Below are 26,090 nucleotides of genomic sequence, written 5' to 3' on the forward strand. Positions count from 1 at the left end.
GCCTTTTCCCGTAAAAAACTGTCATTTAAAGGAGCCTTTTATGCCCCATACAAAATCCTTCACCCATCTCAAAGCCCTGGAGGCCGAATCCATCCACATCATGCGGGAGGTGGTGGCCGAGTTCGAAAATCCGGCCATGCTCTACTCCATCGGCAAGGACTCGTCGGTCATGCTGCACCTGGCCATGAAGGCGTTTTATCCGGCCCGCCCGCCCTTCCCCCTGGTTCACGTGGACACTACCTGGAAGTTCCGCGAGATGATCGAGTTCCGCGATCGCCGCGCGGCGGAGCTGGGCATGGATCTCATCGTTCATGTGAACCAGGATGGCGTGAACGCCGGTATCAGCCCCTTTACCCACGGTTCCCAGGTGCATACCGACGTGATGAAGACCGAAGGGCTCAAGCAGGTGCTGAACCAGTACCGCTTTGACGCGGTATTCGGCGGGGCGCGCCGCGATGAGGAGAAGTCGCGGGCCAAGGAGCGCATCTACTCCTTTCGCGATCGCTTTCACCGCTGGGACCCCAAGAACCAGCGTCCGGAGCTGTGGAATATCTACAATGGCCGGGTACACCGGGGTGAAAGCATCCGCGTCTTCCCCCTCTCCAACTGGACCGAGCTGGACGTGTGGCAGTACATCCACCTGGAAAACATACCCATCGTCGACCTCTATTTCGCCAAGGAGCGCCCCGTGGTGATGCGCGATGGCGTACGCATCATGGTGGATGACGAGCGTCTGCCCCTGGCATCAGGCGAAAAACCGGTGATGGAGCAGGTGCGCTTCCGCACTCTGGGCTGCTATCCCCTGACCGGGGCCGTGCCCTCCCATGCCACCACATTGCCGCAGATTATTCAGGAAATGCTGCTCAGCCGCACCAGTGAACGTCAGGGACGCCTGATCGACAGCGATCAGAGCGCTTCCATGGAAAAGAAAAAGATTGAGGGGTACTTCTGATGAGCACCAACAGCCTGCTGGAAAAAGACATTGAAGCCTACCTGAAGGAGCACGAGAACAAGGATCTGCTGCGCTTTATCACCTGCGGCAGCGTGGATGACGGCAAGAGCACCCTGATCGGGCGCCTGCTGCACGATTCCAAGACCATCTTTGAGGACCAGCTGCAGGCCGTGGCCCGCGACTCTCTCAAGTCGGGCACCACCGGCGAGGCCCCGGACCTGGCCCTGCTGGTGGATGGCCTGCAGAGCGAGCGGGAGCAGGGCATCACCATCGATGTCGCCTACCGCTACTTCACCACCGACAAGCGCAAGTTCATCATCGCCGATACCCCCGGCCACGAGCAGTACACCCGCAACATGGCGACGGGAGCTTCCACGGCTGATCTGGCCATTATCCTCATCGACGCCCGCCACGGTGTCCAGGTGCAGACCCGCCGCCACAGCTTCATCGTCAGCCTGCTGGGCATCCGCAATGTGGTGGTGGCCATCAACAAAATGGACCTGGTGCGCTTCAGCCGCGTGCGCTTCGAAGAGATCGCCGCCCAGTACCGGGAGTTTGCCGCCCAGCTCAAGCTGGAACAGATCACCTGCATTCCCATCTCGGCGCTCAATGGGGACAATGTGGTGGAGAAAAGCTGCCACACGCCCTGGTACAGTGGCAAGACCCTGCTGCAGCACCTGGAGGAAGTGGAAATCGGCGCGGCTGACACTGACGCAGCCTTTCGCCTGCCGGTGCAGTATGTCAACCGCCCCGACTCCAGCTTTCGCGGATTTGCCGGCACCATAGCCTCGGGCAGCATCCGGGTGGGTGATCCCATTACCGTACTGCCTTCGCGCAAAACCAGCACCGTCGCCTCCATCGTCACCTATGACGGGCAGCTGGAAGAAGCCAGCGCCCCCATGGCCGTGACCATCACCCTCAGCGATGAGATCGACATCTCACGGGGCAACCTCATCGTCAGCGGCGAAGAACCATCCGTCGCCGACAGCCTGCGGGTGCAGCTGGTGTGGATGCACGAATCACCCCTGGAAACTGGCCGCAGCTACCTGATCAAGCGGGGAACCACCGTCACCAGCGGGGTCTTTGGCCCCTTGTACTTCCGCCAGGATGTCAATACACTGGACAAAGTGCCCACCAGCCAGCTGGAACTGAACGAAATCGGCCAGGCGCGCCTGACCACCGCCAGCCCCCTGGCTTTCGACCCTTACGAACGCAATCGCGCCACCGGCAGCTTTATCGTCATCGACCGCCTGAGCAACAACACCGTGGGAGCCGGAATGATCATGGCCAGTGCCGAAGGCGAAGGGCCACGCTACAGCGCCTTTGAACTGGAATTCAACGCCCTGGTGCGCCGCTACTACCCGCACTGGGAGGCGAAGGATATCTTGGCCGGAGGCGGGGATTACGCAATTTAATGCTCCTTTTTGACCGGCCAAAAAGGAGCCAAAAAGCCGCCCCCCGAACGCCCGTTTATCCGGTTCGTTTGTTTGCCTGGACTGGAGATCCGGCAGAAGCTGCATCCCTGCAGCTCTGCCGGACCACCTGCTTCCTGCAGGTGTCCCGTACGGGTCTTGCCAGCCAGGCTTCACACTCACCGGACGGGCTCAGGGGGTTGTATTTTGCCTCTCCCCCGTGTGCTTGCTTCTGCCAGGCAGCGCCGACTGGAACGCTGGCAGCCCGCAGGGTCGCCGCCACGAAGGCGGCGACCGCAAACTCAGTCAGGGATGACGGTTGTTTGCGGCCCCAGTTCCAGACAAGCTGACGGCAGAAAATCTGCAAGCACTGGGGGCCGCTTTTGCGCCACTTTTTGCGGGGAAAAAGTGGCAATACTCTCTGAATTATGGAGCACATAATGGAAAAAGAAACCAAGGCCCAGCGCGTCGAGCGCCTCAAACGCGAAAAGGATGGTCTGGATATCATGGACGACATCAGACACTACTGCCAGTCCGGGGAGCCGGTGGATGCCGACACCATTGACCGCCTGAAGTGGTACGGCATGTACACCCACAACCAGCACAGCTCGCCGGAGGGCAGGCAGTTCTTCATGATGCGGGTCAAGGTGCCCACGGGCAACCTGACCATTGAGCAGGTGGAGACCATTGCCGGTATCTCCCGCGAGTTTGCCCGCAATACGGCGGATATCACCGTGCGGCAGACCATTCAGCTGCACTGGATTGAGTTTGCCAATGTGTGCACAGTGCTCGACCGCCTGCAGGCGGCGGGGCTCACCACCCAGAACGCTTCCGGTGACTGCCCCCGCAGCATTGTCACCTGTCCGGTGGCGGGGCACGCCCACGATGAGCTGCTGGATGTGAGTGGCCTGGTGCGGGAGGTTGACCGCTACTTCCAGGGCAACCATGAGTTCAGTAACCTGCCCCGCAAATTCAAAATGGGTATCAGTGCCTGTGGCCGTTTCTGTACGGGACACGAAGTACAGGATCTCAGCTTTGCGGCCCACCAGCTGCAAGGTGGCCGTGTGGCCTTCGGAGTGCATGTGGGTGGTGGACTGGGCAGCAATCAGCGCTTTGCCACCAACCTGGGCAGCGTGGACGCACAGCAGATTCTGCCCGTGGCCATTGCCTGCGCCGCCCTCTTCCGCGAGGAGGGCAAACGGGATAATCGGGGTCGCGCGCGTTTGGGGCACCTGCTGGAGGACATGGGAGCCGACGCCTTCCGTCAGGCCCTGCAGGAGCGCAGCGGTGTGGAGTTTCTGCCCGCCACGTCACCCGCTCTTCCCGATCCCCGCCAGCGCCAGCATGTGGGCATTGAAGACGCCAAAGAAACGGGATATCAGCATATTGGCACGGCCATCGTCAGCGGCCGCATCACCGGCGAAGGCCTGGCCACCGTGGCCCGCATTGCCCGGGAAGCGGGAGCGGCCACCATCGCCTTTACCGGCTGGCAGAACCTTATCCTGACCCGCGTGCCCAGGCAGCATGTTGCCCGGGCAACGCAGCAGCTGGAAGCCGCCGGCCTGAGCGTCGCCGACCACAGCCTCAGTGCCCGGGCCATTGCCTGCACCGGTCTTGAGTTCTGCAAGTTCGCCATCAGCGAAACCAAAGAGCGCCAGGCGCAGCTGATCAAGGCGCTGCAGGCGCGCTTTCCCGATTTCAAGGAGCCTCTGAGCATCAGCCTCAGCGGCTGCCCCAACGGCTGCTCCCACCCCAATGTGGTGGATCTGGGCTTCGTGGGCTGGAAGGTGAAGGTGGATGGGGAGTTGAAAGAGGGTTTTGTGCTGCACTACGGTGGCCGCCTGCAGGGCGATGGCAGTCGCTTCGCCGTGCGCACCAATGAGAAGATAGCCGCCGATCAGCTCAGCGAGCTTGTGATTGATCTGATCGAAAAGTACCGGGCTTCCGGGAAGCCTTCATTGCCCGATTACCTGCAGGAAGTATATTCATAAAAAATAACGGGGCCTGAACGGCCCCGTTACTCTTTAATCTTCGCCTATTACTCTGAAGATAAATATTCGGCCTATGCCACCACTTTCGTAGAAGATATGAATCTTCTCGAGGAGCTTCAGGTCGTCATCCTCTTGCCGGGTCCAGTTGGGTTCATCTGGCGCGATCGTGAACTGCTCAGCCGGATCAAAATCGATTTTCTCCGCCGTATCAGTGCCATGACCCATTTCATAGAAGCCGACTTCCACCTTTTCCAGCACGTGCCTGAGCATACTCAGCTCGGACTCATCTTCTACCAGAACATAGCCTGTGCCATCATGGTAGTACCACTGGAACAGCACCGCCGCCAGGATACCATCTTCTGTCCAGTCAAGTTTGATGGAGGGCACAAAACCCGCCGGCTCGCCTTCGGCGGTAACGGGAGAGGCGATGCCAAGGTCAAAGACTGCTTTGACTTCGTCGTCTTCCCTCCACTCCCAGTAGCCCGCATCCAGGTCACCCACGGAGTCCGTCTTGAAAACGTAGGAGAGCGTTTTGTCAGTATGTTCTGGATTGCTGCCGGCAAAGAGGTACTCACTTATGTAGTTTGTAACGCCATTTTCTACTTCACAGGGTCCTTCATCTGAATTCGTAAGCTCGGGGCCTTCACCAGGGGGAAAGAGTCCCACCAGAACCTTGTCTACGCCTTCCCCACAAATTTGTTGTATGGTGAGGGTTTCGCTGTTGGTATCCATCTGAAACTCGCTGCTCTCGCGTTCCAGGTCTGCTGGATGAGAAAACTCACTATCATTCAGGAGGGTCGTATCCTGCCAGCTGAAATCCGCGCGAATGGCGTACCAGGTCTCTTCACCTGCATCATCCACATGGAAATTGGCCACGATGTTCTTGGCGTTGCGAAACACGTTATCGGTTTTGGCCAGCGCCAGAAGCTGACTGGCATTGAGGGCAAAGTGCGTGTCGTCCACCGCTTCTTCGGCCACTGCGTCTTCGTCATCACCAAGGGAAACTTCCCCCAGGTCAATGGCCTCGGACTCCACCACGCTGATGGGCAGGCCGATCAGACCATCTTCACCTTCAGTGAGGGGCACATTGACCGTGCCGAGAAATCGCTCCATGCCTTCCCTGTTTGAGTCGATGAGCACCAGCAGCCAGTCGCTCTCGGTGGAAAGCGCCATGGTAAAGCTTCCGTCATCTTCCACGGGCGCCTCAACCCGCATGCTCATACTGAATGAGCTCAAAGAACCACGCTCCAGCCTCAGAGCGACCACCTTGTCCACCTCCGGGGCATCCTGCGCACTGACAAGCCGAGCTGTAACGGGTTTCGCCACCAAGCCTGCCAACTGTATTGTTAATGGCCTTTCGCCTGAGCCTCCTGGACCACCTCGATCTGGTCTGTCACTACTGCTACTGCCGCACCCGGCCGCCAGCAGCATCGCGACCGCGACCATCACCAGCCCCTGTGATACTTTGAATAATCGCTTCATGTCACCCTCCTTCATTTTGATTACCCCAAAATTTCAAAACGACGTTCTAATTATTAAGGGCATGGTAGCCAAAGTCAAGGGGTTGTTTCAAAATGACAGATATCAGACAATGCTACCAATTAAACCAAACGGTTACCCTTTTAACTGGGTCGAGAAGTGCTACTTGGGATAACAACCGGGAAGGAAGCGGCAGGAGGAGAAGAATCAGGGAAGGTTGAGGGGCAGGGCGACGGTGAACTCTGCGCCTTTGCCTGCCTCGCTTTGCAGGGTAATGGCGCCACCCATCATTTCACAAAAGCGCCTGCTGATGGAAAGGCCGAGGCCACTGCCACCGTAGAGGCGGGTGCTTGAAGAGTCCCCCAGGGTAAAGGGCTCGAAGATCTGCTCATGGATACTGGGATCAATACCTATGCCGGTGTCCCGAACGCGCAGGAGTACCCACGGTTCGCTGTGGCGCTGCTCCGCACTGACGGTCAGTGCAACCTGGCCGTTTTCCGTGAAGCGGCCGGCATTATTCAGCAGGTGGATCAGCACCTGGCGGATTTTCTGCCGATCACTGTACATGGTTCCGATGTTCTCATCGCAGCGCACGTCAAGGGTATTCCCATTCTTGTGGATAGCCGCCTGGACGCTTTGGGCTACCTGCCGGGCTTCGCTGCAGATATCGAAGGACTCGGCCTGCAGCTGCGCGGTCTGACTTTCCAGGTCAGCCATATCCAGAATGTCGTTGATGATCTGCAGCAGCTGACGCCCGGCTTTCTGCACACGCTCCATATCCTGGTAGATCTGCCCCTGGGGGTCTGAACGGTACTCTTCCTGAAGCATTTCGCTGTAGCCGATAATGGCGTTGAGGGGGGTGCGCAACTCGTGGCTCATGTTGGCCATGAACTGGCTCTTGACGCGATTGGCCAATTCCGAGCGGTTACGGGATTCCAGCAGCATGATCTCCGTCTCCTTGTGACGGCTGATATCGCGGGTGGCCCCAAAGATACTGGGCAAAGCCGCACTGCTGTCACGGAATCCGATCACGTGGTCGTGGAGGTGGATCATCTGTTTATCACAGCGCAGCGCCCGGTATTCGAGCTCACCATGGTAGTCGACCTGGGAGGCCTGCCGGGCTGCGGCTTGCATATGACTGCGATACCGTGACCAGTCATCGGGGTGAATATGCTTGCGAATATATTCATCCAGCTCCAGGGTGAGTGTGTCGCCTTTGGTGACCATGCCAAGAAGCTCCTGGTGCTCGCGGGTAAGGTGCAGCTGCATGGAGGCTGGCTCCATCTCCCAGCCACCCACCTGGGCGATGCGCTGAGCCATGGAAAGGCGCATGCGGTTGCGCGAGATGATGCTGCGGGACTTTTCCAGTTCACGGGTTTTCTCCAGCAGCTGCAGGCGGTGCCGCTCCTTTTCGTTATGAATGGCTTTCAGCTCAGCATGGGTCGATTGCAGCTCTTCATTGGTGGTCTCCAGCTCTTCATTGGAGGCCTGCAACTCCTCGTTGGAGGACTGCAACTCTTCATTGAGGGACTGCAGTTCCTCGTTAGAAGTTTCCAGTTCCTCAATAACCGTCTGCAGGTGTTCCCGCACGGAGATGAGTTCATCCTGCATCTCGCGCACCAGCTCAGCGTCCAGCTCGTTGCCATCTCCGGGCAGGTTCGCAACTTCATGGCGACTGACAATGCCTTCATCCTCGTCAAACCAGAGCAGGTACTGCCAGTGATTCTCCCGCAACACGGGGATGACTTTGATGCGCATGCTGATCGCCTCGGCCTGGGAAAGGGGCAACAATGTCGTGCGTCCACTGAAAGGATGCTGACTTTTCCTGACCCTGCTCATGGCCAGACGCAGGTCATTACGCAGCTCCTTGCGCAGCATGCCCAGGATGTTCCCGCTGAAATCCCCGTGGCGAATACTGATATAGTGGCTGACATCTCCCTGCACGTGCACAATATTCAGGTCGTGGTCAAGCAGCAGCCACTTGTGCATCATGCTGCGCATCACAGCGTCCTTGACGTGGTCCTCAAGGCTCTGGGCGGTTCGTTCCGGTGGTTGCGGCCTTGTCTGCTGCCGCAACAGAGCTCCTGCCATCAAACGTCCGTAGGGTGCGACTCGGGCACCATGGATCCGCCGATAGATATTATTCTCCCGATCCAGCGGCTCAAAGAGATCGTCAAAGGCGCTCAGGCTCTCCGATTTGCCGGTAAACAGTACTCCCGACGGGTTCAAGGCGTAGGAAAAGAGCGCAAGGGTCTTTCGCTGCAGGGGCTGATTCAGCGAAACCAGAAGGTTACGGCAACTGACCAGGTTCATGCGCAGAAAGGGTGGATCCTTGATGATATCGTGCCGGGAAAAGACCACCATCTCGCGGATGGTTTTGCTGACTTCAAGTGAAGCTCCGCGACTGATGAAGTATCGATTGACCATATCGCCGTCCATGGCAGCGAGCTGCACATGGGCGTAATGGCCGCGTCTGGCGATGACAAGGGCATCCTGATCAATGTCGGTGGCAAATATCTGTACCTGGCTCTTGCGGTGATCGCCGCCCAGAATATTGCAGATCACCATGGCTATGCTGTACGCCTCTTCACCGGTGGAGCAGCCCGGCACCCATACCCGGATGGGTGCGCCGGGGGCCTGCTTTTTCAGGAGATCCGCCATGACGTCTTCCAGAGCGGCAAAGGCCTGTGAGTCGCGGAAAAACGACGTGACACTGATCAGCATATCCCGAAATAACTTTTCCTGCTCTCCTTCACATTGGGCCAGGTGCTTCACATAGCTGCCAAGGCTGCTGATTTTCAAGGCGGCCATGCGCCGTTCAAGGCGCCGGTTGATGGTGGAAAGTTTGTAGTGGGTGAAGTCGACACCGGAATGCTGCAGAAGCTGCTGGAAAATCTGCTCCATGTCAGAAGGAGCCTTGCGTGAGCGTGGGGGAAGAGCCACTTCGCCACTGATGCGGAAAATCTCAACAAGCTCCTGGCCAATTGCTTCCGGTGGCAGGATAATATCAATGTGCCCCGTGGCTATGGCATTCGTGGGCATGCCGTCATACTTGGCCGTATCGGGCTGCTGGGCAATGGTAATGCCACCACCTGCTTTTATGGCGCGGACTCCCACAGAGCCATCGGAGCCGGTGCCGGAAAGAATAACGCCAATGGCGTGGTTCCCAAACTCCTGGGCGAGGGATTGCAGAAAGAGATCCACCGATGGTCGCGGCCCTACGGAGTGGGCGCCAGGCAGGTGCAGCTGAATGCGATTTTTGCGCAGAGTAATATCGTGATTGGGAGGGGTGATGTAGATTCTGCCCTGGGACAGTCGCTCGCCATGGGCAGCTTCGCTGACTTCAATGGTGCTGTCCTTGCCGAGCAGGGACACAAGCATGGTTCTGTAGGTCGGACTGAGATGCTGGACGATGACATAGGCGATGGGAGCCTGGGGAGGAAGATGGGCGACAAATAACTTCAGCGCTTCAAGGCCACCAGCACTGGCTCCAACACCAACGACTATGAGGGTACTCTTCCCGGATTTCCTGGCGCCTGCTGACCGTTCCACACTCACCTCTTGCGGCGTGGACGCGCACTGAGCCGCGTCGCTGACATTCCCCTGTGAATAACAGGCATCAGTCAGGTTATACGCCACTTTCCGGAATGCTGCAACCATCGAAAAATACAAGCTCTGTCGTCATGGCAGGGGAAATTCTCGAAAGCGCGCGAGAAAGAACCGGCAAACGTCAATGTTTACCTGAGGCAGTAGTTCAGCATGTTCTGCTTACTGGAGGTTTCTTCGTCCAGAAATACCCGTGCGCACGTGAAAAAATTCATGATACAGGGATGCTTGATGCTGTAGTAAATCTTCTGACCCTCTTTTTCGTAGCTGACGATGCCAATGGACGAGAGTATGGAAAGGTGCTTTGATATGGTGGACTGGTCATAGGGGGTCTTGTCCACAATATCCTGAACACAGATCCTCTCGCGGGCAACCAGCTCAAGAATAAAGAGGCGCGTGGGGTGTGCCAGCGCTTTGGCAACCTGGGCAATAAAATCGTAATCACTGCATTTTTCTGACACGGGCAGCTCCTGAACTTCCAATTCTTCAGTTGGTAATGTGCTTATGTCCAAAGGGCACATGAAAAAATCCTCACAGCGCTGAAAACATATACTGCCGATACGTCGCTTTTCCATTTTCAGCTTCACCATATTACCAAAGCGCCATGAATTAATAAAGATAAAATTGATAGGAAAAGTAGGAAATCCCCCTGGCGATCTCTCAGCAACTCTTACCTCATCATTCACAAGGACTTACGACATCGCTCCCGGCAAGATGACTTCTGCGCACAAAAACTGTTGACATCTCATTTTCACACTGCTATAACCCTCACTCGTTGTCGCGGGGTAGAGCAGCCTGGTAGCTCGTCGGGCTCATAACCCGAAGGTCGTCGGTTCAAATCCGGCCCCCGCAACCAACATTTCCGGCGGTGTACCTCAGCTGGTTAGAGGACCCGGCTCATATCCGGGGCGTCCGGTGTTCGACCCACCGCACCGCCACCATTTCTGCCATTTAGTTCCATGCAATAAAAAAAGCAGACAAGCAAATTGTCTGCTTTTTTATTGCTTCTGTGACGACTCTGTAATCAACTGACACACATACCCTCAATTTCCGTGACTGAAATTCGACTCTCCACGATAAAACATATTGACACATTTTCTTTTTTTTATATCATGCCCCTGAGTCAACTACCCTGGAGGAGTCGTTTTTCATGAAGCGAACACGACAAAGCTCAATGTTGAAAAGAAATGCCATGCGCATCTTTTTCTTTCTCTCCTGCATCGCCTACGCCCTTATTCTGGCCCTGAACTGGAACACTGGCGTATAGGCCCGACACAAGAACACGAAGCCTGCGGATACACCATCAGCAGGCTTTTTTTCATGTCTACCTGCGCTCAAAATCAATGCGCGGATCAATGAGCATATAGGCAATATCACCCACGAGTTTCAAGAGCAGGCCTATCAGGGTGAAAATATACAGCGTACCGAAAATCACCGGGTAGTCACGACTCATAACCGCTTCAAATCCCAGCAGCCCCAACCCATCCAGCGAAAAGATAATCTCGATCAGCAGCGACCCCGTCAAGAAAATACCCAGAAGAGCTGCCGGAACACCGGCAATGATGATGAGCATGGCATTACGAAAGACATGTCCATAGAGAACACCTCTTTCCGTCAATCCCTTGGCACGTGCCGTCATCACATATTGCTTGTTGATCTCATCCAGAAATGAATTCTTGGTAAGCATCGTCATAGTGGCAAAGCTGCTCACGACAGAAGCCAGTACCGGCAGCGTGATATGCCACAGGTAATCGCCCACCTTCCCCGCCAAAGAGAGGTCATGGAAATGTGGTGATGTCAGCCCCCGCAGGGGAAACCAGGCGAAGTAACTGCCTCCGGCAAAAAGCACTATCAGGATTATGGCAAAGAGAAAATTCGGGATTGCGTAACCGACGACAACGACTGTACTGCTCCACACATCAAAACGACTGCCGTGTCGCAGCGCTTTGGCGATACCCAGGGGGACGGAAATGGCATAGGCAAGCAACGTTGTCCACAGACCAAGAGTTATGGAAACCGGCATCTTTTCAATAATCAGCCCCATAACACTCTTTTCGCGATAAAAACTTTCGCCGAAGTCAAAGACCAGGTAACTGCGGATCATGATCCAAAATCGCTCATGGGCTGGACGGTCAAATCCATATTGCCGCTCTATGCGCCGAAGAAGGTCGGGATCTATCCCCTGAGCACCACGGTACGCCGTGGAATCGGCGCGAAAAACCTCCGAGCCACCGGCATCGCCCCGCCCCATGCCAATACCTGTTTCGAAACCGTGCAGCTGAGCCATGGCCCGCTCAACCGGCCCACCAGGTGCAGACTGAACTATAATGAAATTCAACAGCATTATGCCGAAAAGGGTCGGAATGATCAGCAGCAGACGCCGCAGAATATAGTGAACCATGTCAACGTTGACGGCTTCCCCTCTGGCGCGTGATGGTGGCAGACTTCTCCGGATCTACCCACCAGGTATCAAAAGCCAGGTCGTAGGGAGGATTTTCGGAAGGTTTCGCAAACAGATCCCAGTAGGCAACCCGATAGCTGGTAATATGCCAGTGCGGGACGACATAGTGCCCCCACTGCAGCACGCGATCGAGGGCGCGAGCGCTGACAACAAGTTCTTCGCGATCCGATGCCGCGATAATGCTTTCCACCAGCGCATCGACCACCGGGTCCTTGATACCAATGAGATTACGGCTCCCCTCCTGATCCGCAAAGGCTGAATGCCAGAAATCCCGCTGTTCGTTCCCCGGCGAGGTCGACTGAGGAAAAACCGCGACCACCACATCGAAGTCGAAGGAGCGCACCCGATTGACATACTGAGTGACATCGACAACGCGAATACTGCTTTCGATGCCCATTCGCTCAAGATTACGCCGATATGGCTGAATAATCCGCTCCCAGATTGTGTCAAAAATCAGAAACTCGATATCCATGGTGCTACCGCTGGAACGGTGTGTCAGGCGCCCCCCCTGAATCTCCCAGCCTGCCTGCCGCAACAGCGAGGACGCAATGCGCATATTATCGCGGATGGCTCCAGACCCATCGGTTTCGGGAGCGCGGTAAACCTGGGTAAACACTTCATCGGGTAACTGCTCGCGCCACGGTTCAAGCAGCCGCAGTTCTGCCGCACCGGGCAGGTCGACAGCAGCCATTTCGGAATTGGAAAAATAGCTGTGGGAGCGAGCATACGCGTTATAAAAAAGGTTCCGGTTTGTCCATTCGAAATCAAAGAGATAGGCGAGAGCCTGACGCACCCGGGGGTCAGTAAACATTGGTCGACGAGTGTTCAAGGCAAATCCCTGCATGCCCGTGGGGTTTCGGTGTGGCAGGTTCTCGCGCTGAATCATCCCCTGCCTTACAGCGGGAATACTGTAGCTGACGGCCCAGTCCTTAGCGTTGTTCTCAAGGCGGAAATCATAGGCTCCCGACTTAAATGCTTCCAGGGCCACATTACCATCGCGATAATAATCCACGGTTATGGCATCGAAATTATGACGGCCTCGTTTGATGGGATGATTGCGTGCCCAATAGTCTTCCACCCGCTCATAGGTTATGGAACGCCCGGCATCAACGCGGGCCACGCGATAGGGACCGGAGCCCAGCGGAATTACCGTGGAAGATCGGCTGAAATCCTTGTCTTCCCAGAAGTGTTTCGGCAGAATCGCTGCCTGGCCGACGATCAGCGGGAGTTCCATATTGCCGGCAGAAGAGAATTCAAAACGCACCCGTCTGGTTTCCACCGCCGTCACCGAGTCAATATCTCCATAGTAGGCCTGATAAAACGGGGAGCCTTGAGTGCGCAGTATTTCAAAGGTAAAGACGACATCATGGGCCGTGACCGGTTTACCATCGTGGAATCGAGCGTCAGGGTGCAGGATGAATTCTACCCATGAACGATCGTCGGGCAGAATGATTTTCGTGGCCAGTAACCCATACTCCGTGAAAGGCTCATCGGCTGAGCGCTCCAGGAGCGAGTCATAGACCAGCGTTATCCGGGAGTCCGCAACCCCTCTCTCAACAAAGGGATTCAGACTGTCGAAAGTGCCGACACTGTGCAGGGATATCCGGCCACCTTTCGGGGCGTCGGGATTCACGTAGGAAAAATGCCTGAAGTCTGCACCATAACGTGGCTCACCGTGCATGGCTATGGCATGCACGGGCTGCGGCTCAGATGCCTGCAGACTCAGAGGAACCAGAGTGGCACAAAAGAAGAGCGCCAGGGCGAGAGAATTTCCGGCAAGGCGCATCGCCCTGCCGGCAACATTGTGCACGTGGCTGATGTCGATCAGACACAGGCGGTACTTCATCGACCCAGGGCGACTATGGAGCGCAGCTGGGACAGCTTGGATTTCACCTGCTCCAGCGAGTTGACAGAGTTGCGCAGTGGCGCCCCGATACTCTGGGGAGTCGGCTGCTTCCAGGTGGCAATATCTTTGAGGGAGTTGACCACATCGCCAATAACCTGCATGTTTTTCTCGATCTCACCATTATTCTCGATGAAATTCAACACTTCCCTGACTTCACGGTCGCGGCTGATTTTCTTCGCAGCCTTGAAGAGGTTCAGGGTCAGCACCTCGTTATTGAGAGGCTTCATCATGTAACTGGTAACCCCAAGGGTAATGAGGTTAAAGAGATAATCAGAGTCGTTGTGGGCAGAGGTGATGAATATTGCCTGATCGGGGTTGATTTCCAGAATCCGCCGCGTCAGCTCGATACCGTTCATAACCGGCATATTGATATCGATAATCACAATGTCGTGTTTCTGGGGATTGTACTTATCCAACGCCTCCTGGCCATTGCGCGCAACCTCAACCTGATTGAAGAACTTCGCCAGAAAATCCCGGGTCATCTTCAACACGGTAGAGTTGTCTTCGGCGTAGAGCACGCCAAGCTTATCTGTATATTTTTTCAGCATATTAGGCGTAACCATAGTCCGAAAGCCTCCCCTTGTTGCATGTCTATCAACAGATACATTTTGGAAGATAGTGTATTCACCAGAGGCTGTCAATCCCAATCATCCTCGTTTGTGCGAAATAGATTCACTCCGCTGCCACAACCACGGAGGACTGAAAACAATTCATATGTGACTATGGGTTCTCTTTCTGCGCCGGCTGCGACAGGGCTGCGCCCTCCTCGCCACAGGCCAGTGAATTGATTTCGCGCTGACGGCCAATGCTCAGCGCCAGCTCCTCCATGGACTGCTGGCGTATGCGCGCCTGCTCGCCCTCATGCTTCCCTCGAATGCCGCGTTCGCGCACAAGACGGTAAAAACCTGTATTCAAATGCCGCAAGACGCTCTTCAGCGCAGAAGCAGTGCGGGAGATGGAGATGTCAGCCAGAACCGAGAAGCTTGCCACGAAGAGAAAGGCATGGAGTATCACCGTGCCAGCCTGCCCCAGATACAGATGCGAGTAGTACGCGCTCACCTCTGCCAGCATTCCGCCAGCGGGGGTTTCAGCTGGGTACATGGGGTCGATCACGAAGATACTGCCAATGAAAGCTCCCTGGGAAACAAAGAGCAGCGGAACAGCCAGAATCTTACGCCCGATTTTACGCTTTGGCCTCTGGCCTGACTGTTCGACAGGAGCTCGAGCCAGCAGTCGGTAGAGCACAAGGCCGATAAAAAAAGGAAGAAGCCAGCTGCTCACGCCCAGAAACTGAATCAGCAGATCCGCCAGATTCGCCCCAATCAGTCCACCCTTATTCTGAATCTCGGCAGCCACGTAAGGATAAAAGGCCTTGGAGAAGGTCGGGTCGTAACTATGGTAGGAAACGAGGCTGACAGAGATGTAGATTCCGGTCAGAAAGAGTATGATGCTGATCCAGGCTTTCATCGCGCTTGTGTCTCCACTACACCGAGAGTAAGAAAAGTGCTGCCGGAAACCGGCAGCCTATATCTCCGTTATAACCGGCAGAACCAAGGGTTCGCGGTCTGCTTTTTTCTTCATGGATTTACGGATAATGCGTCGCGCGTCAATGCGCAGCAGGCGCTGAGTCTTACCTTCCTCGTACGTACTGGAGAATATCTCCTTGATCTCATCTTCGATTTCCTTGCGGGTCTGGGCGGAAAGTTCAAAACCACTGGTCACCAGATTTGGACCGGAAACAAGCTCCCCATCCTTCTGTGAGATGGCCATGTGAACCACCGCGATACCCTGGCTGCCGAGGCTGCGACGATCCATCAGCACCGGTTCCTCGACTCCCTCCATGCTTGAACCATCGATAAATACCCGCCCGTTGACTTCTTCCGGAAGAACCTTCCCCTCTTTTTCGTTCAGCAACAGAGGCTGCCCGTTCTTCAGGATGAAGATATTCTGGTCTGGAATATTCATGGACTTGGCCAGCTCGCTGTGGAGATAGAGGTGGCGGTACTCACCGTGGATAGGAATGAAGTACTTGGGACGCACCAGATTGATCATGGTCTTCTGCTCTTCCTGATAGGCGTGACCGGAAGCGTGCACTCGACGGTTATTGTAGACAACCCGCGCTCCCTTCAGGAAGAGCTGATTCACCAGTTTCGAGACACTGCGCTCGTTGCCGGGAATCGTCTTGGAGGAGAAGATAATCGTATCTCCGGGCTTGATTTTCACATGGGCGTGTCCATCATTGGCCATGCGCGGCAGTGCCGCCAGGCTTTCCCCCTGGGAGCCGGTCGTGATGATCATGAGCTTCTGAGGCGCTATGCCCTTGGTGTCCTTGATGGGAATGATATCCTCGTCCTCGAAGTGCATATAGCCGGTCTCGCGGGCAATCCTGGTGTTATTGAGGATACTGCGGCCATCGAAAGCGATCTTGCGGCCAAACTTCTTGGCAATATCCATGAGCGTCTGAATACGATGAATGTTGGAGCTGAAAGCAGACACGATCACCTTGCCCTTGCAGCCTTCTATCTCTTCGTCAAGCGCCTGCCGTACCACCCCTTCCGTGGCCGACATGCCAACGGATTCCGTATTGGTGGAGTCGGACAGCAGGGCCAGCACGCCATTCTCCCCATAGCGGGCAAAAGAGGGCAGATCAATCACGCGTCCATCCACTGGCGTGTAGTCAATCTTGAAATCACCAGTATGAATGATGACTCCATGGGGGGTGTCGATGGCCAGCGCGCAGGCATCAGCGATACTGTGATTCACGGCAATAAACTCCACGCTGAAGTCATTGACATTCACCCGATCCTTGGCCGCAACCTCGATAATGGTAACGGCGTTTTCCAGATTGCGCTCCTTGAGGCGGTGGCGGATCATCCCCGCCACAAGCCGGGTGGCGAAAATCTTCAGCTTCGGCACCTGCCGAACCAGGAAGGGGATTGCACCGATGTGATCTTCATGGCCATGGGTGATAAACAGACCCTGAACCTTGCTGGCATTGGCGACAATGTAGGTGAAGTCTGGGATGACCACATCGACACCCAGCTGGGTCTCCTCCGGAAACATCAGACCACAGTCGACAATGATCATGTGCTTGCTGGTCTCATAACAGGTAACATTCATCCCTATTTCGCGCAGACCACCAAGGGGAGTGATTTTGATGCCATCGAATTTCGTGGCACCGGGCTGCCCGGAGGAGTTGCACTGGGGCTGGCGCTGGGGACGTGATTTTGAGCCTCTTCTTGGGCTTTTCTCGTTTTTTGGCTGTGACATTGCGTACCTTTACCATAAATTTTGCGACGAAAGATCGTCTGTAACGGGAGCTATCCCGGAGTTTCCCGGTCAAGGGTATGTGAGCGCAGCTCAAGTTCGCGACAATTCAACCGAAAAGCAATTCAAGGATGAACTTAACTGGAAAGGAGATACGAGAGCTTCATGAAGAATACCCCTCGCCCCTCTCTGGTTCCTGTGTCTGACGACCTGTGGGAACGTGTCCGACCACTGATACCGCCACATACCGGTAAAAAAAAGCCTGGACGACCTCGCATGGATGACCGTCAGGCATTCAATGCCATACTCTATATCTGCTCTACAGGCTGTGCCTGGAAATCTCTTCCCAAGGAGTTCGGCGCCTCCAGCACCGTTCACGACCGCTTTCAGTACTGGAGACAATGCGGCCTGATCTTCCGCCTGCGTCAGATGGGCATACTGCCGCGCCAAGGACCAGCTGCAAGCTGTTCACGCCAGTTCGCGTCTTAACAGCTTGCTGAAATACCTCAAAATACGCAGGCAATTGAAAAATGCTCAGGTGCAAGGCGCTCGCGGAGCGAGGAATGAAGCGTACTCCCCGTACGTTGCAGTGACGCGCGACTGCGAGCAACGCCGCAGATGAGGGTTTTTCAGCAGCCTGTTAAAGTCCCACTGACACTTTCCCTGTGAACTATACACGAACCCATAGGCTCTCACAACCTGCAACCACTGCGCCATGGAAAAAATCTGCAAGGGAATCCAGAGAGAATGTGCTATATTGCCAATAAATCAGAAAATTGATACATTTTCCCCGTAAAATCCCAGGGACAGCACCACCGCCAACGCACCAACACAGGAAGGCTACTTGTGAAATCGGCACCCAACAGCCTCGAATCGCGCATCCAGGAGTTGCACAGCGACTACACCAACCAGCTGCCAGGAAAAATCAGTCGCATCCAGATTGCCTGGAACAATATCTGCGAACAGGGCTGGTCAGAAGAGCACACCAGCACCATCAGCACCATATGCCACGGACTGGCCGGCTCCGCCAAAACCTTCGGGTTTTCCGCCCTCAGCAAAAGCGCCCGCGTACTGGAAGAGCTCCTCGAAGAAACGCAACGCGCCCAGGGAACCCAGCAAGAAGCCCTTGCCACTCAAATCAGCCAGATGATGCACACTATCGCCCACCACGCTTCCCGTCCGGATCGGCGCCAAGGTCTCTTCAGTCGTATTACCATGACCCAGCAGACCGAACCGCAGCCAATTAACCGGACGGTCGCCATCGTCGACAGCGACCGGGAATTCGCCACGAACCTGGCCACCCAGATGGGTTACTTCGACCTGCAGGCACACACCTACACCAGCACCACTGCCTTCCTGGCCGACCTGAACGAGACCCTGCCCGGCATCCTGGTCATCAGCGCCCAACTGAGTAAAGGCAATGGAATTGCGGTGGCCAGTGAAGCTGCCAGTCGCCTTGCCGAGCGCCCACGCATTCTGATCAGCTCTGACCTGGATGACATGAAACTTCGACTGGCATGTGTCCGCGCCGGAGGTGAAGCGTTTCTGGTGAAACCTTTCGAAGCCACTCAGGTGATCGCCCTGATCAACAAAACCGACACCTGCCCCAGTAAAGAGCCCTACCGGGTCATGGTCGTGGACGACTCCCTCACCATGTCCCAACTCTTTACACTGACCCTGGAACAGGCCGGCATGGACGTGCGCACAGTAAATGACCCCATGGACATGCTCAACGTCATGCTCGACTTCCATCCTGAGCTCATCCTGCTGGACATGTACATGCCCCAGTGCGATGGAGACGACCTCGCGAAAGTCATCCGCCAGCACGAAGCCTTTTTCAGCACCCCCATCGTCTTCCTGTCAGCGGAAACAGACTTTGAACGCCAACTGAGCGCCCTGAGCACAGGCGGCGACGACTTTCTCACCAAACCCATCGAACCGGCACATCTGGTGCAGGCCGTTTCCAGCCGGGTGCAGCGTTCACGCCAGCTGCACTCCCTCATGGTGCGCGACGGACTCACAGGGCTGCTCAACCACACGGAAAGCAAACGTCAGCTGGACATCCTGCTGGAGCGGGCCAAACGCGCCAACACACCACTGTGCTTTGCCATGCTGGATATCGATCACTTCAAGCGGGTAAACGACGCCCATGGACACCCGGTTGGCGATCGCGTCATCAAGAGCCTTTCCCACTTCCTCCAGCAGCGCCTGCGGAAAACCGATGTGGTAGGCAGATATGGGGGAGAGGAGTTTGTGATCATTTTTCCGGACACTACGGAATCTGACGGACAGCGCGTCATGGAAGAGCTGCGGGAAAAATTTGCCATGGTAACCCACCACGCCGGGGATCAGTCCTTTCAGTGCACCTTCAGCTGCGGCATTGCCACCTTCCCCCACTTCAGCAATGCCACGGAAATAGTGGACCGCGCCGACCAGGCCCTGTACAGCGCCAAAAACCAGGGGCGCAACAAGGTGATTGCGGCAGCACACCGCTGACACCACCAGCTTATTCCGGCATCCAGCAGCTACTGCCCAGGCTGAAGCTGCTTCAGCAGGCCCAGCAGATCCTTTTTCATGATAGGTTTCGCCAGCACCCCATCGGCACCAGCCACCTCGTCAGCCTCATCCCAGAAGCTGACCACCGCCAGCGTACGACATGAAACTGAACTCTCCCCGATGACTTTTATCAGACTGCGAATAAGCCCAACGCCAACGTTGAGAACGACAATATCAGGCTGCAGCTGTCGCACCGCCTGCAGACATCCCTCGGCATCAGCGACCTGGGAGACCTCCTGCACCAGCGAGCCGATTATCTTGGCCATGAAACGGCGGCTGTCTTCCTCGCAGTCCACAACCAGCACATGACAATTCATCTTCTTCTGCTTCTGCACGATATTATTTCTCCGAGTAACCTTCGGTTAAACTTTCCCATATCTCATCAATTAGCTACGAAATCATCATAAACTGGCACTATAACGCACTAACCCCAGTGCCTTCGCGTGGCAAAAAGCTTGTGATTTTCATTCGCAGAAATGCTAGAATTCATACAAGTAAAGCTTAGATTAAACGCAATTTTTCGCACGCCGACTTAATTTATTACTCACTGAATTATGTTTTTAGTTATTAAATGTACAGATAGCACTAACGTCCATATCTGTCAACCGCAATATCAATCAGTTTCGCCAACGCAACAGCAGAACATCACAGGCATCAGCTACTACCCCAACCCAATACAGCTCAGGTGCACACATGGATTCATTCAGTAAAGTCTGGGAACGGATACAAAGGGTGACCGGCTGGAAGACACAGGCCGAACTGGCCAGCGCCCTTGACATCAGACAGGCATCGGTCTCAGGTGCCAAACAACGTGGCAGCATGCCCCTGGAGTGGATATACACCATTGCCAGGAAGTACAATACCAGCATGGACTGGCTCCTGAACGGCGAAGACGTATCACCCAGCTTCAGTGGAGAGAACAGTCAGCAACATATCAGCCTGCCGAAATACAGCGTCGTCCACGCCCAGTCTCCCGAAAAGTGTGATGCCAGCAAGCTGCAGGCGTCACATCTGACCTTCTGCCAGGACTGGCTGCAGACCATGGGTCTTGACAAGGAGGCACTTATCCTGGTGGAAGTCTGCGGCGACAGCATGGAACCGACCATCTACGCCGGTGACATTCTCCTGGTTGATCAGCGCTTTCAGAAAGTCGGCAACGATGGGATCTATATCCTGCGTTTGCACGGGGAGCTGGTGGTAAAACGCGTCCAACGCCTGATCGACGGCTCACTGCGAATCATGAGCGACAACAAGGCGTACATGGATCAGACCATCTCCGCTGAACTCAGCGAGCAGGTCTGTGTGGTAGGGTTTGTGGTCTGGCGAGCCAGCCAGACCCTGCGTTTATAACGTCACTTTCGCACCTCCGAAACGGCAGTTTTTTGGCGCCGACCCTGATGACATGCAGTAATGGTGAAAATGGTTCTACACAGACTGCGTCTCTTGACATTGCCCTCACCTTGCCGCGAAGTCGCCAGGGAAAAGCAGCAACGAGCGACTGCTCAAAAACGAAGAGATTTTCACACAAAGCCCACAAAGGCGCAAAGAAAGGCAAAGGGAAAAGCAGTTTCCACCGCGAATGAACACGAATATGCACGAATGGGGAAATTTCACGCAAAGACTGTGGGGAGGGGAAACCGGAAGAGCTTAACCACGGAAGACGCGGAAGTTACCGCGAATAGACGCGTATAAACGCGAATGGAAAGGCAGGATCTCACGCCCGTTCGCTGCGCTCACTCAAGTCGCGAAGACGCAGAGAAAAATACAAGGTTAACTGATTTGGCTGCCCATCTTTTTTGCGTTCTCAGCGGCTTTGCGAGAGGAGATTGTCTTTTCTGAAAAGATAATTTTAAAGAAAGTGTCTTTCAATACCTCAAAACACACAGGCAATTGAAAAGTTCTCAGGTGCAAGGCGCGGGCAAAGCGAGGAGCAAGGCGTACTTCCTGTACGTCGCAGTGACGAGCGATGCTCGGCAACGCTGCAGATGGGGCTCTTTGAGCAACCTGCTGTCGGATCTCCAGAACAGGCGAGCAATGAGCCGGATAAACGGGTGTTCGGGGGGCGCGTTTTTGTGTCCTTTTTGCGTGGTCAAAAAGGACAATATCCGTAAACGAAACGAGGAATACTCGATGAGTCAAGCATACAAAATCAATATAGTTTTTCGTGCGGCAAACATCAGGATAATAGTGCCTTAACTCAAGTCGACAAGGTGCGAAACTTCAGTTATAATGTCACTTTCGCGCCGGCAGTCACAGCTTCTTCTGCATGAGAACCGCATCGCCGCCATCCCGGTAGTATTTGCGGCGACGCCCCGTGACCTTGAAGCCGCGCTTCTCATACAGTGCGATGGCGCCTGAGTTCTTTTCGTTGACTTCCAGCAGGATCTCTCGGCAGCCCTCCCCCTTCCCCAGCTGCTCCAGATACTCAAGCAGCAGTGTGGCGATGCCCATCCGGCTGAATTCCTTGTGAACCGCAACATTATTGAGCTGCAGCTCTTCCGGCAGCAGGTAGGCAAACAGGTACCCCAGCAGTGATTCGCCATGAAAGGCTCCGAGGGCGATGATTCTGGGGTGACGCATCTCTTCGGCAATCTGCTGCTCGCTCCAGGGGTGGGTAAAGCGGGAGGCTTCGATGGCATGGATATCCCGCAGAAAACTCTGATCCAGCAGGCGAACCTTCAGGCTCATCGCTCCTCCTCTGCCTGGGATTTGCGCAGATAGTGCAGGGGAATACTGTCAGACTCGTCATACCGGGGCAGCTGGCCGGCAACTGCCAGCCGTGCCGCATTGAGGGCAGCCGGCACGCTGGGAACCCGGTGGATGCGTTTATCCCGGAGTGCCGCAGGAAATGCTGCTGGCAACTCACCGGAGAAAAAAAACTCGGAGGGTGTCCGTCTCACCAGCTCAGCGCCATCCAGGGCGCAGTCTTCCTCAAGACCATGAATACGCAAACCGCGGCAGTAAACCTGGGAACGCTTGGCGTCCACAGCAGCCAGCACTGGCCCCGGCAGCTCATCAAGGCCGTGGAGCATCGCCTCAAGGCGCGAGCAGGTGTATACCGGCTTCGCACCCCCGAAAACCAGGCCCTTCACAAAAGACGCTCCCACCCGCACACCGGTAAAGCTGCCGGGACCATTCACCAGAGCTACCGCGGTGACATCATCCCATTGGCATTGCGACGAAGCGAGGAGCTGCTCCAGAGCAGCTGGCAGCAGTTCTCCGTGTTTACGGCGCGTATCCACTTCCTGCAGCAGGTACTCTCCACCTGCTTTCTCCATCAGGCAGGCCGAGAACACTTCACCCGTGGTATCCAGCGCAAAAATCATATATTCACCTGCAAAGGGAAATTCCTGGTCCGCAAAAGACCAGAGCACAGACTTGCAAAAGAACCTTCCTTGCTCCACAATGGCTGATATTCCGCCGTAGCGGCACAAATCAGGAGCGCTCAGCATAACACAATCATGAATCCCAAGACGCAAAAAACCGTATCCTATCGGGAAATCATTCTCTTCTCCATACCCCTGCTCTTCACCACGCAGTTCATGAGCATCAGCCACACGCTCATCAACGCTTTTCTGGCACGCCTGGAGAACCAGGTGGAGATCCTGGCCGGTTTCGGCCTGGGCATCACTCTCTACCTGTTCATCGCGTCGCTGAGCTACGCAAACTCCCATATTGCCGCCAGCTACGTGCGGGGACGGCAGAGCCTGCGCACAGTGCTGAGCTTCTCAATACTGCTGGGCGTCTTCATTGCCGCCATCGTCAGTCTGATCAGTATTTCGGGAATCGCGAACTTTCTCTTTGTGGAAGTCTTCCAGGTGCCATGGCACATTGCCGAATACGCTGTGCATACCATGCTCTACCTGATTCCCCTCTCCCTCTTCACGTCGCTGCGCGGCAGCCTGCAGGGTATTCTGGCCAAAAGCCGCAAACCGACCCTGATCACTGTAGGGGTCATCATCCGCATCGGGTCCCTGCTGGTACTGCTGCCAATGCTGCTGCACTTTCTGGACGGTGTCGCCGTGGGAGCCCTGGGCCTCCTGGGTGGCATAGCCATTGAGTCTGCGGCCATTGTCCTGTTCTGCTGGCAGCCTGCGCGCAGGCTGAACCGCCTTGAGGAAGGTGACCCCATGGGTTACGGTCGGCTCATTGGGTTCGCCCTGCCCCTCATGTACTCCATGAGTATGCAGCACCTGAGCACCCTGCTGGTCAACGGCATGGTGGCACGGCTTTCCGACAGCGCCCTGGGTCTGGCCGCCTTCACCATCGTCCGGGGGTTTATCTTCCTTTTTTACGGCCCCTTCCAGAGCCTGCAGCAGACCGTCATCACCCTGGCAGAAAACCGCGAAACCCTGCGCCGGATCGTTCTCTTTGCCATCGCCCTGCTGGCAGGGCTTTCCGTGGCTCTGCTCAGCATTCAGTTTCTCTTTCATCATACGGTGCTGACCGGATGGATGGCCATAGAAGCGCACCTGGTGGAGTATCTGCGCTGGCCCGTGCTGCTCACCACAGGATATGGTATCCTTTACTGCACCAACCACCTGCTGAAGGCGACCACCACCCGGGAACTCAAAACCCTGCGAATCGGCGCTTCAAGCACCATAAAGATCCTCTGCGTCATGCTTGCCAGCCTCGCCATGCTCAGCCTGGGCATTCAGGGCAATGGTGCACTGCTGGGTGTGGCGCTGCTGATACTGGGGGAACTGGCTGAAGTGGCCGTGCTGCTGTGGGTCGGCTGGAGACAACGCACACCTGTGGAGGGATACCTGTGACCAGACTCATTCAGGGAGCCAGATACCAGTGGCAGATAGCCCATGCCAGCAGGCCCGCCAACAGTGAGGAACTTCTTGAGCTCCTGCTGTCAGACCGCTGCGACGACGACCGTAACCTCTTCCTGCAGGCTGACCTCAGCCATCTGGCGGACCCTTTTCTGCTGCGGGATATGGCAAAAGCGGTGGAGCTTCTTGACGCTGCCATACAGCAGTCGCTTCCCATCCTTGTCTACGGCGATTTTGATGTGGACGGCACGGTGGGAACCGCCATGCTGGTACGCTTTCTGCGTGAACTGGGAGCCCGTGTTGACTACTTTATCCCCAGCCGCTTCACCGAAGGCTACGGCCTGAACCGTGCCGCCCTGGAGAGCAGAAGCCAGGACTTCCACCTGCTGATTTCCGTGGACTGCGGCATCACCGCCATTGATGAAGTTGCCTTCCTCAAGTCCCTGGGAAAGCAGGTCATCATCACTGATCACCACCTGCCCGGAAACCAGCTGCCACCAGCCGATGCCATCGTGGATCCCCATCGGCCCGACTGCCCTTACCCCCATGCCATCTGCGGAGCCGCCGTGGTGCTGAAGCTGATCACCGCCCTGCGCCGGACCATGGGGCGCGCTGAGCTCAGCCTGGCCCCCTACCTGCCCCTGGCAAGCCTGGCCACCGTTGCCGATGTCATGGAAATCCGTCACGAAAACCGTGTACTGGTGAAGCAGGGGCTGCGCCTCTTCGCCGACAAGGCGGTCACCGGACTGCGGCTTCTGTGTGAAGTGGCCGGAATTGATCCCGGCAAAATGTCTGTGTACGGGCTGGGATTCCAGCTGGGGCCCCGCGTCAATGCCGCCGGGCGTATGGAAAACGCCCGCGACAGCGTGGAGCTGTTCCTGCTGGATGAGCCGCAACGGGAGCAGGCCCTGTCCATCGCCCGACAGCTGGACGACCTCAACCGCCAGCGTCAGGAAGTGGAGCAATCCATGGTGGAAGAGGCCCGGGAGCAGATTCAGCGCCACAAGCTGCATGAGCAGCGGGCTATCATCGTCGGCTCCAGGGGCTGGAACGAAGGGGTGATCGGCATTGTGGCCGGTCGCCTCAAGTCCCGCTACCACCGGCCCTGCATCGTCTACAGTCAGCTTGAAGACGGAACGCTCAAGGCCAGCTGCCGCTCCGTTGACGGCATCGATCTGCACCACGAACTGCAGCAGTGCGCCCACCACCTGGTAAAATTCGGTGGCCACGCCATGGCCGCTGGCCTGCAGATACAGCAGAGCAACCTGGAGGCCTTTCGCCAGAACCTGCTCAAAAACCTCTCCCGGTTTCCGGAAGATCTCTTCAAGGCAAAGTGCACTGTCGACGCCTGCCTGCCAGCACCTCTGCTCAGCATGGATACCGCCCATGCCATCAACCGCCTTGAGCCCTTTGGCAATGGCAACCCGGAACCATTATTCTCCGGTGACTTCACCGTGCTGGACAGCTACCAGTGCGGTCGCGAAGGGAGCCACTGCCGACTGACCATCCAGGACTCCGAAGGCAAACGCCACCAGGCCATCGCCTTCTCCAATAATCTGCAGGCGGCAGTGGGAAAACAGGTGAAGCTCTGCTTCAAACTGCGCGTGAACCACTTCCGGGGAAAGGACTCCCTGGAGATGCAAATTGAAGATCACAGCTACCACTGAGCAGGAGCAGATCCG

General features: G+C 56.0%; 19 protein-coding genes and 2 tRNA genes. 10 read left to right on the forward strand and 11 right to left on the reverse strand.

Annotated elements, in window-relative coordinates; translation table 11 throughout:
- The first annotated feature begins 40 nt into the window (after positions 1–40).
- From cysD to ACZ46I_RS12995, 3 genes are all read left to right on the forward strand, one after another.
- Positions 41–952, forward strand: coding sequence for a sulfate adenylyltransferase subunit CysD (cysD, locus tag ACZ46I_RS12985; protein ID WP_013505579.1), 912 nt, complete (start codon positions 41–43; stop codon positions 950–952).
- A complete protein-coding gene (gene cysN, locus ACZ46I_RS12990; protein ID WP_464281858.1) occupies positions 949–2,367 on the forward strand; it encodes a sulfate adenylyltransferase subunit CysN in 1,419 nt (472 codons plus the stop codon). Before cysD ends, cysN begins: the two co-directional genes overlap by 4 nt.
- Positions 2,368–2,804: 437 nt before the next feature.
- Positions 2,805–4,355, forward strand: coding sequence for a nitrite/sulfite reductase (locus ACZ46I_RS12995; protein ID WP_464281020.1), 1,551 nt, complete (start codon positions 2,805–2,807; stop codon positions 4,353–4,355).
- 33 nt (positions 4,356–4,388) lie between these two features.
- Here the strand turns inward: ACZ46I_RS12995 and ACZ46I_RS13000 are convergent, their stop codons facing one another.
- The 3 genes from ACZ46I_RS13000 to ACZ46I_RS13010 all read right to left on the reverse strand — a co-directional run bounded on the left by ACZ46I_RS13000 (position 4,389) and on the right by ACZ46I_RS13010 (position 9,901).
- Positions 4,389–5,591, reverse strand: coding sequence for a hypothetical protein (locus ACZ46I_RS13000; protein WP_464281021.1), 1,203 nt, complete (start codon positions 5,589–5,591; stop codon positions 4,389–4,391).
- Between the two features lie 450 nt (positions 5,592–6,041).
- Positions 6,042–9,386, reverse strand: a complete 3,345-nt coding sequence (locus ACZ46I_RS13005; protein ID WP_464281022.1) for a chemotaxis protein CheB — start codon at positions 9,384–9,386, stop codon at positions 6,042–6,044.
- 185 nt (positions 9,387–9,571) lie between these two features.
- Entirely contained in the window at positions 9,572–9,901 is a 330-nt protein-coding gene (locus ACZ46I_RS13010; protein ID WP_013505586.1) for an ArsR/SmtB family transcription factor, read from the reverse strand.
- 318 nt (positions 9,902–10,219) lie between these two features.
- Between ACZ46I_RS13010 and ACZ46I_RS13015 the strand changes: the two genes are divergently transcribed.
- Together ACZ46I_RS13015 and ACZ46I_RS13020 are read left to right on the forward strand one after the other, a co-directional pair.
- Positions 10,220–10,296: transfer RNA gene (locus tag ACZ46I_RS13015), tRNA-Met, on the forward strand.
- An 8-nt stretch (positions 10,297–10,304) separates the two neighbouring features.
- Positions 10,305–10,381, forward strand: a tRNA-Met gene (locus tag ACZ46I_RS13020).
- A gap of 383 nt (positions 10,382–10,764) precedes the next feature.
- On the opposite strand, the gene ACZ46I_RS13025 is transcribed toward ACZ46I_RS13020, so the two are convergent.
- From ACZ46I_RS13025 to ACZ46I_RS13045, 5 genes are all read right to left on the reverse strand, one after another.
- Complete coding sequence (locus ACZ46I_RS13025; RefSeq protein WP_013505588.1) at positions 10,765–11,841, reverse strand: microcin C ABC transporter permease YejB; 1,077 nt, start codon at positions 11,839–11,841, stop codon at positions 10,765–10,767.
- Position 11,842: 1 nt separating this feature from the next.
- Positions 11,843–13,747 carry an extracellular solute-binding protein gene (locus ACZ46I_RS13030; RefSeq protein WP_464281023.1) on the reverse strand — a complete coding sequence of 635 codons (1,905 nt, stop codon included), beginning with the start codon at positions 13,745–13,747 and terminating at the stop codon, positions 11,843–11,845.
- Entirely contained in the window at positions 13,744–14,355 is a 612-nt protein-coding gene (locus ACZ46I_RS13035; protein ID WP_464281024.1) for a response regulator transcription factor, read from the reverse strand. Before ACZ46I_RS13035 ends, ACZ46I_RS13030 begins: the two co-directional genes overlap by 4 nt.
- A 172-nt stretch (positions 14,356–14,527) precedes the next feature.
- The gene (locus tag ACZ46I_RS13040; RefSeq protein WP_041725930.1) at positions 14,528–15,274 is read right to left on the reverse strand and encodes a DNA translocase FtsK 4TM domain-containing protein; all 747 of its coding nucleotides are present in this window, start codon (positions 15,272–15,274) and stop codon (positions 14,528–14,530) included.
- Positions 15,275–15,331: 57 nt separating this feature from the next.
- Positions 15,332–17,077, reverse strand: a complete 1,746-nt coding sequence (locus ACZ46I_RS13045; protein ID WP_464281025.1) for a ribonuclease J — start codon at positions 17,075–17,077, stop codon at positions 15,332–15,334.
- Between the two features lie 162 nt (positions 17,078–17,239).
- On the opposite strand from ACZ46I_RS13045, the gene ACZ46I_RS13050 reads away from it, so the two are divergent.
- Together ACZ46I_RS13050 and ACZ46I_RS13055 are read left to right on the forward strand one after the other, a co-directional pair.
- Complete coding sequence (locus ACZ46I_RS13050; RefSeq protein WP_083805927.1) at positions 17,240–17,563, forward strand: transposase; 324 nt, start codon at positions 17,240–17,242, stop codon at positions 17,561–17,563.
- 357 nt (positions 17,564–17,920) lie between these two features.
- Entirely contained in the window at positions 17,921–19,570 is a 1,650-nt protein-coding gene (locus tag ACZ46I_RS13055) for a GGDEF domain-containing response regulator (protein ID WP_464281026.1), read from the forward strand.
- Positions 19,571–19,599: 29 nt separating this feature from the next.
- On the opposite strand, the gene ACZ46I_RS13060 is transcribed toward ACZ46I_RS13055, so the two are convergent.
- Entirely contained in the window at positions 19,600–19,965 is a 366-nt protein-coding gene (locus ACZ46I_RS13060) for a response regulator (RefSeq protein WP_013505593.1), read from the reverse strand.
- Positions 19,966–20,323: 358 nt separating this feature from the next.
- Between ACZ46I_RS13060 and ACZ46I_RS13065 the strand changes: the two genes are divergently transcribed.
- Positions 20,324–20,980, forward strand: a complete 657-nt coding sequence (locus ACZ46I_RS13065; RefSeq protein ID WP_464281027.1) for a LexA family transcriptional regulator — start codon at positions 20,324–20,326, stop codon at positions 20,978–20,980.
- A gap of 900 nt (positions 20,981–21,880) precedes the next feature.
- Here the strand turns inward: ACZ46I_RS13065 and rimI are convergent.
- Together rimI and tsaB are read right to left on the reverse strand one after the other, a co-directional pair.
- A complete protein-coding gene (gene rimI / locus ACZ46I_RS13070; RefSeq protein ID WP_013505420.1) occupies positions 21,881–22,318 on the reverse strand; it encodes a ribosomal protein S18-alanine N-acetyltransferase in 438 nt (145 codons plus the stop codon).
- Positions 22,315–22,956, reverse strand: a complete 642-nt coding sequence (gene tsaB / locus ACZ46I_RS13075; protein ID WP_013505419.1) for a tRNA (adenosine(37)-N6)-threonylcarbamoyltransferase complex dimerization subunit type 1 TsaB — start codon at positions 22,954–22,956, stop codon at positions 22,315–22,317. The genes rimI and tsaB overlap by 4 nt, the downstream gene beginning before the upstream one ends.
- Before the next feature lie 135 nt (positions 22,957–23,091).
- On the opposite strand from tsaB, the gene ACZ46I_RS13080 reads away from it, so the two are divergent.
- Together ACZ46I_RS13080 and recJ are read left to right on the forward strand one after the other, a co-directional pair.
- A complete protein-coding gene (locus tag ACZ46I_RS13080) occupies positions 23,092–24,402 on the forward strand; it encodes a hypothetical protein (RefSeq protein WP_464281028.1) in 1,311 nt (436 codons plus the stop codon).
- A complete protein-coding gene (gene recJ / locus ACZ46I_RS13085; protein ID WP_226508727.1) occupies positions 24,399–26,075 on the forward strand; it encodes a single-stranded-DNA-specific exonuclease RecJ in 1,677 nt (558 codons plus the stop codon). The genes ACZ46I_RS13080 and recJ overlap by 4 nt, the downstream gene beginning before the upstream one ends.
- The last annotated feature ends 15 nt before the right edge of the window (positions 26,076–26,090 follow it).

The organism is Desulfurispirillum alkaliphilum (genome assembly GCF_055378285.1).

Excerpts from the sequence above, each read along its gene's own strand:
- cysD (WP_013505579.1), top strand. The coding sequence starts at position 41 with ATGCCCCATACAAAATCCTTCACCCATCTCAAAGCCCTGGAGGCCGAA.
- ACZ46I_RS12995 (WP_464281020.1), top strand. The coding sequence starts at position 2,805 with ATGGAAAAAGAAACCAAGGCCCAGCGCGTCGAGCGCCTCAAACGCGAA.
- ACZ46I_RS13025 (WP_013505588.1), bottom strand. The coding sequence starts at position 11,841 with ATGGTTCACTATATTCTGCGGCGTCTGCTGCTGATCATTCCGACCCTT.
- ACZ46I_RS13030 (WP_464281023.1), bottom strand. The coding sequence starts at position 13,747 with ATGAAGTACCGCCTGTGTCTGATCGACATCAGCCACGTGCACAATGTT.
- ACZ46I_RS13035 (WP_464281024.1), bottom strand. The coding sequence starts at position 14,355 with ATGCTGAAAAAATATACAGATAAGCTTGGCGTGCTCTACGCCGAAGAC.
- ACZ46I_RS13040 (WP_041725930.1), bottom strand. The coding sequence starts at position 15,274 with ATGAAAGCCTGGATCAGCATCATACTCTTTCTGACCGGAATCTACATC.
- ACZ46I_RS13045 (WP_464281025.1), bottom strand. The coding sequence starts at position 17,077 with ATGTCACAGCCAAAAAACGAGAAAAGCCCAAGAAGAGGCTCAAAATCA.
- ACZ46I_RS13050 (WP_083805927.1), top strand. The coding sequence starts at position 17,240 with ATGAAGAATACCCCTCGCCCCTCTCTGGTTCCTGTGTCTGACGACCTG.
- ACZ46I_RS13065 (WP_464281027.1), top strand. The coding sequence starts at position 20,324 with ATGGATTCATTCAGTAAAGTCTGGGAACGGATACAAAGGGTGACCGGC.
- rimI (WP_013505420.1), bottom strand. The coding sequence starts at position 22,318 with ATGAGCCTGAAGGTTCGCCTGCTGGATCAGAGTTTTCTGCGGGATATC.
- tsaB (WP_013505419.1), bottom strand. The coding sequence starts at position 22,956 with ATGATTTTTGCGCTGGATACCACGGGTGAAGTGTTCTCGGCCTGCCTG.
- ACZ46I_RS13080 (WP_464281028.1), top strand. The coding sequence starts at position 23,092 with ATGAATCCCAAGACGCAAAAAACCGTATCCTATCGGGAAATCATTCTC.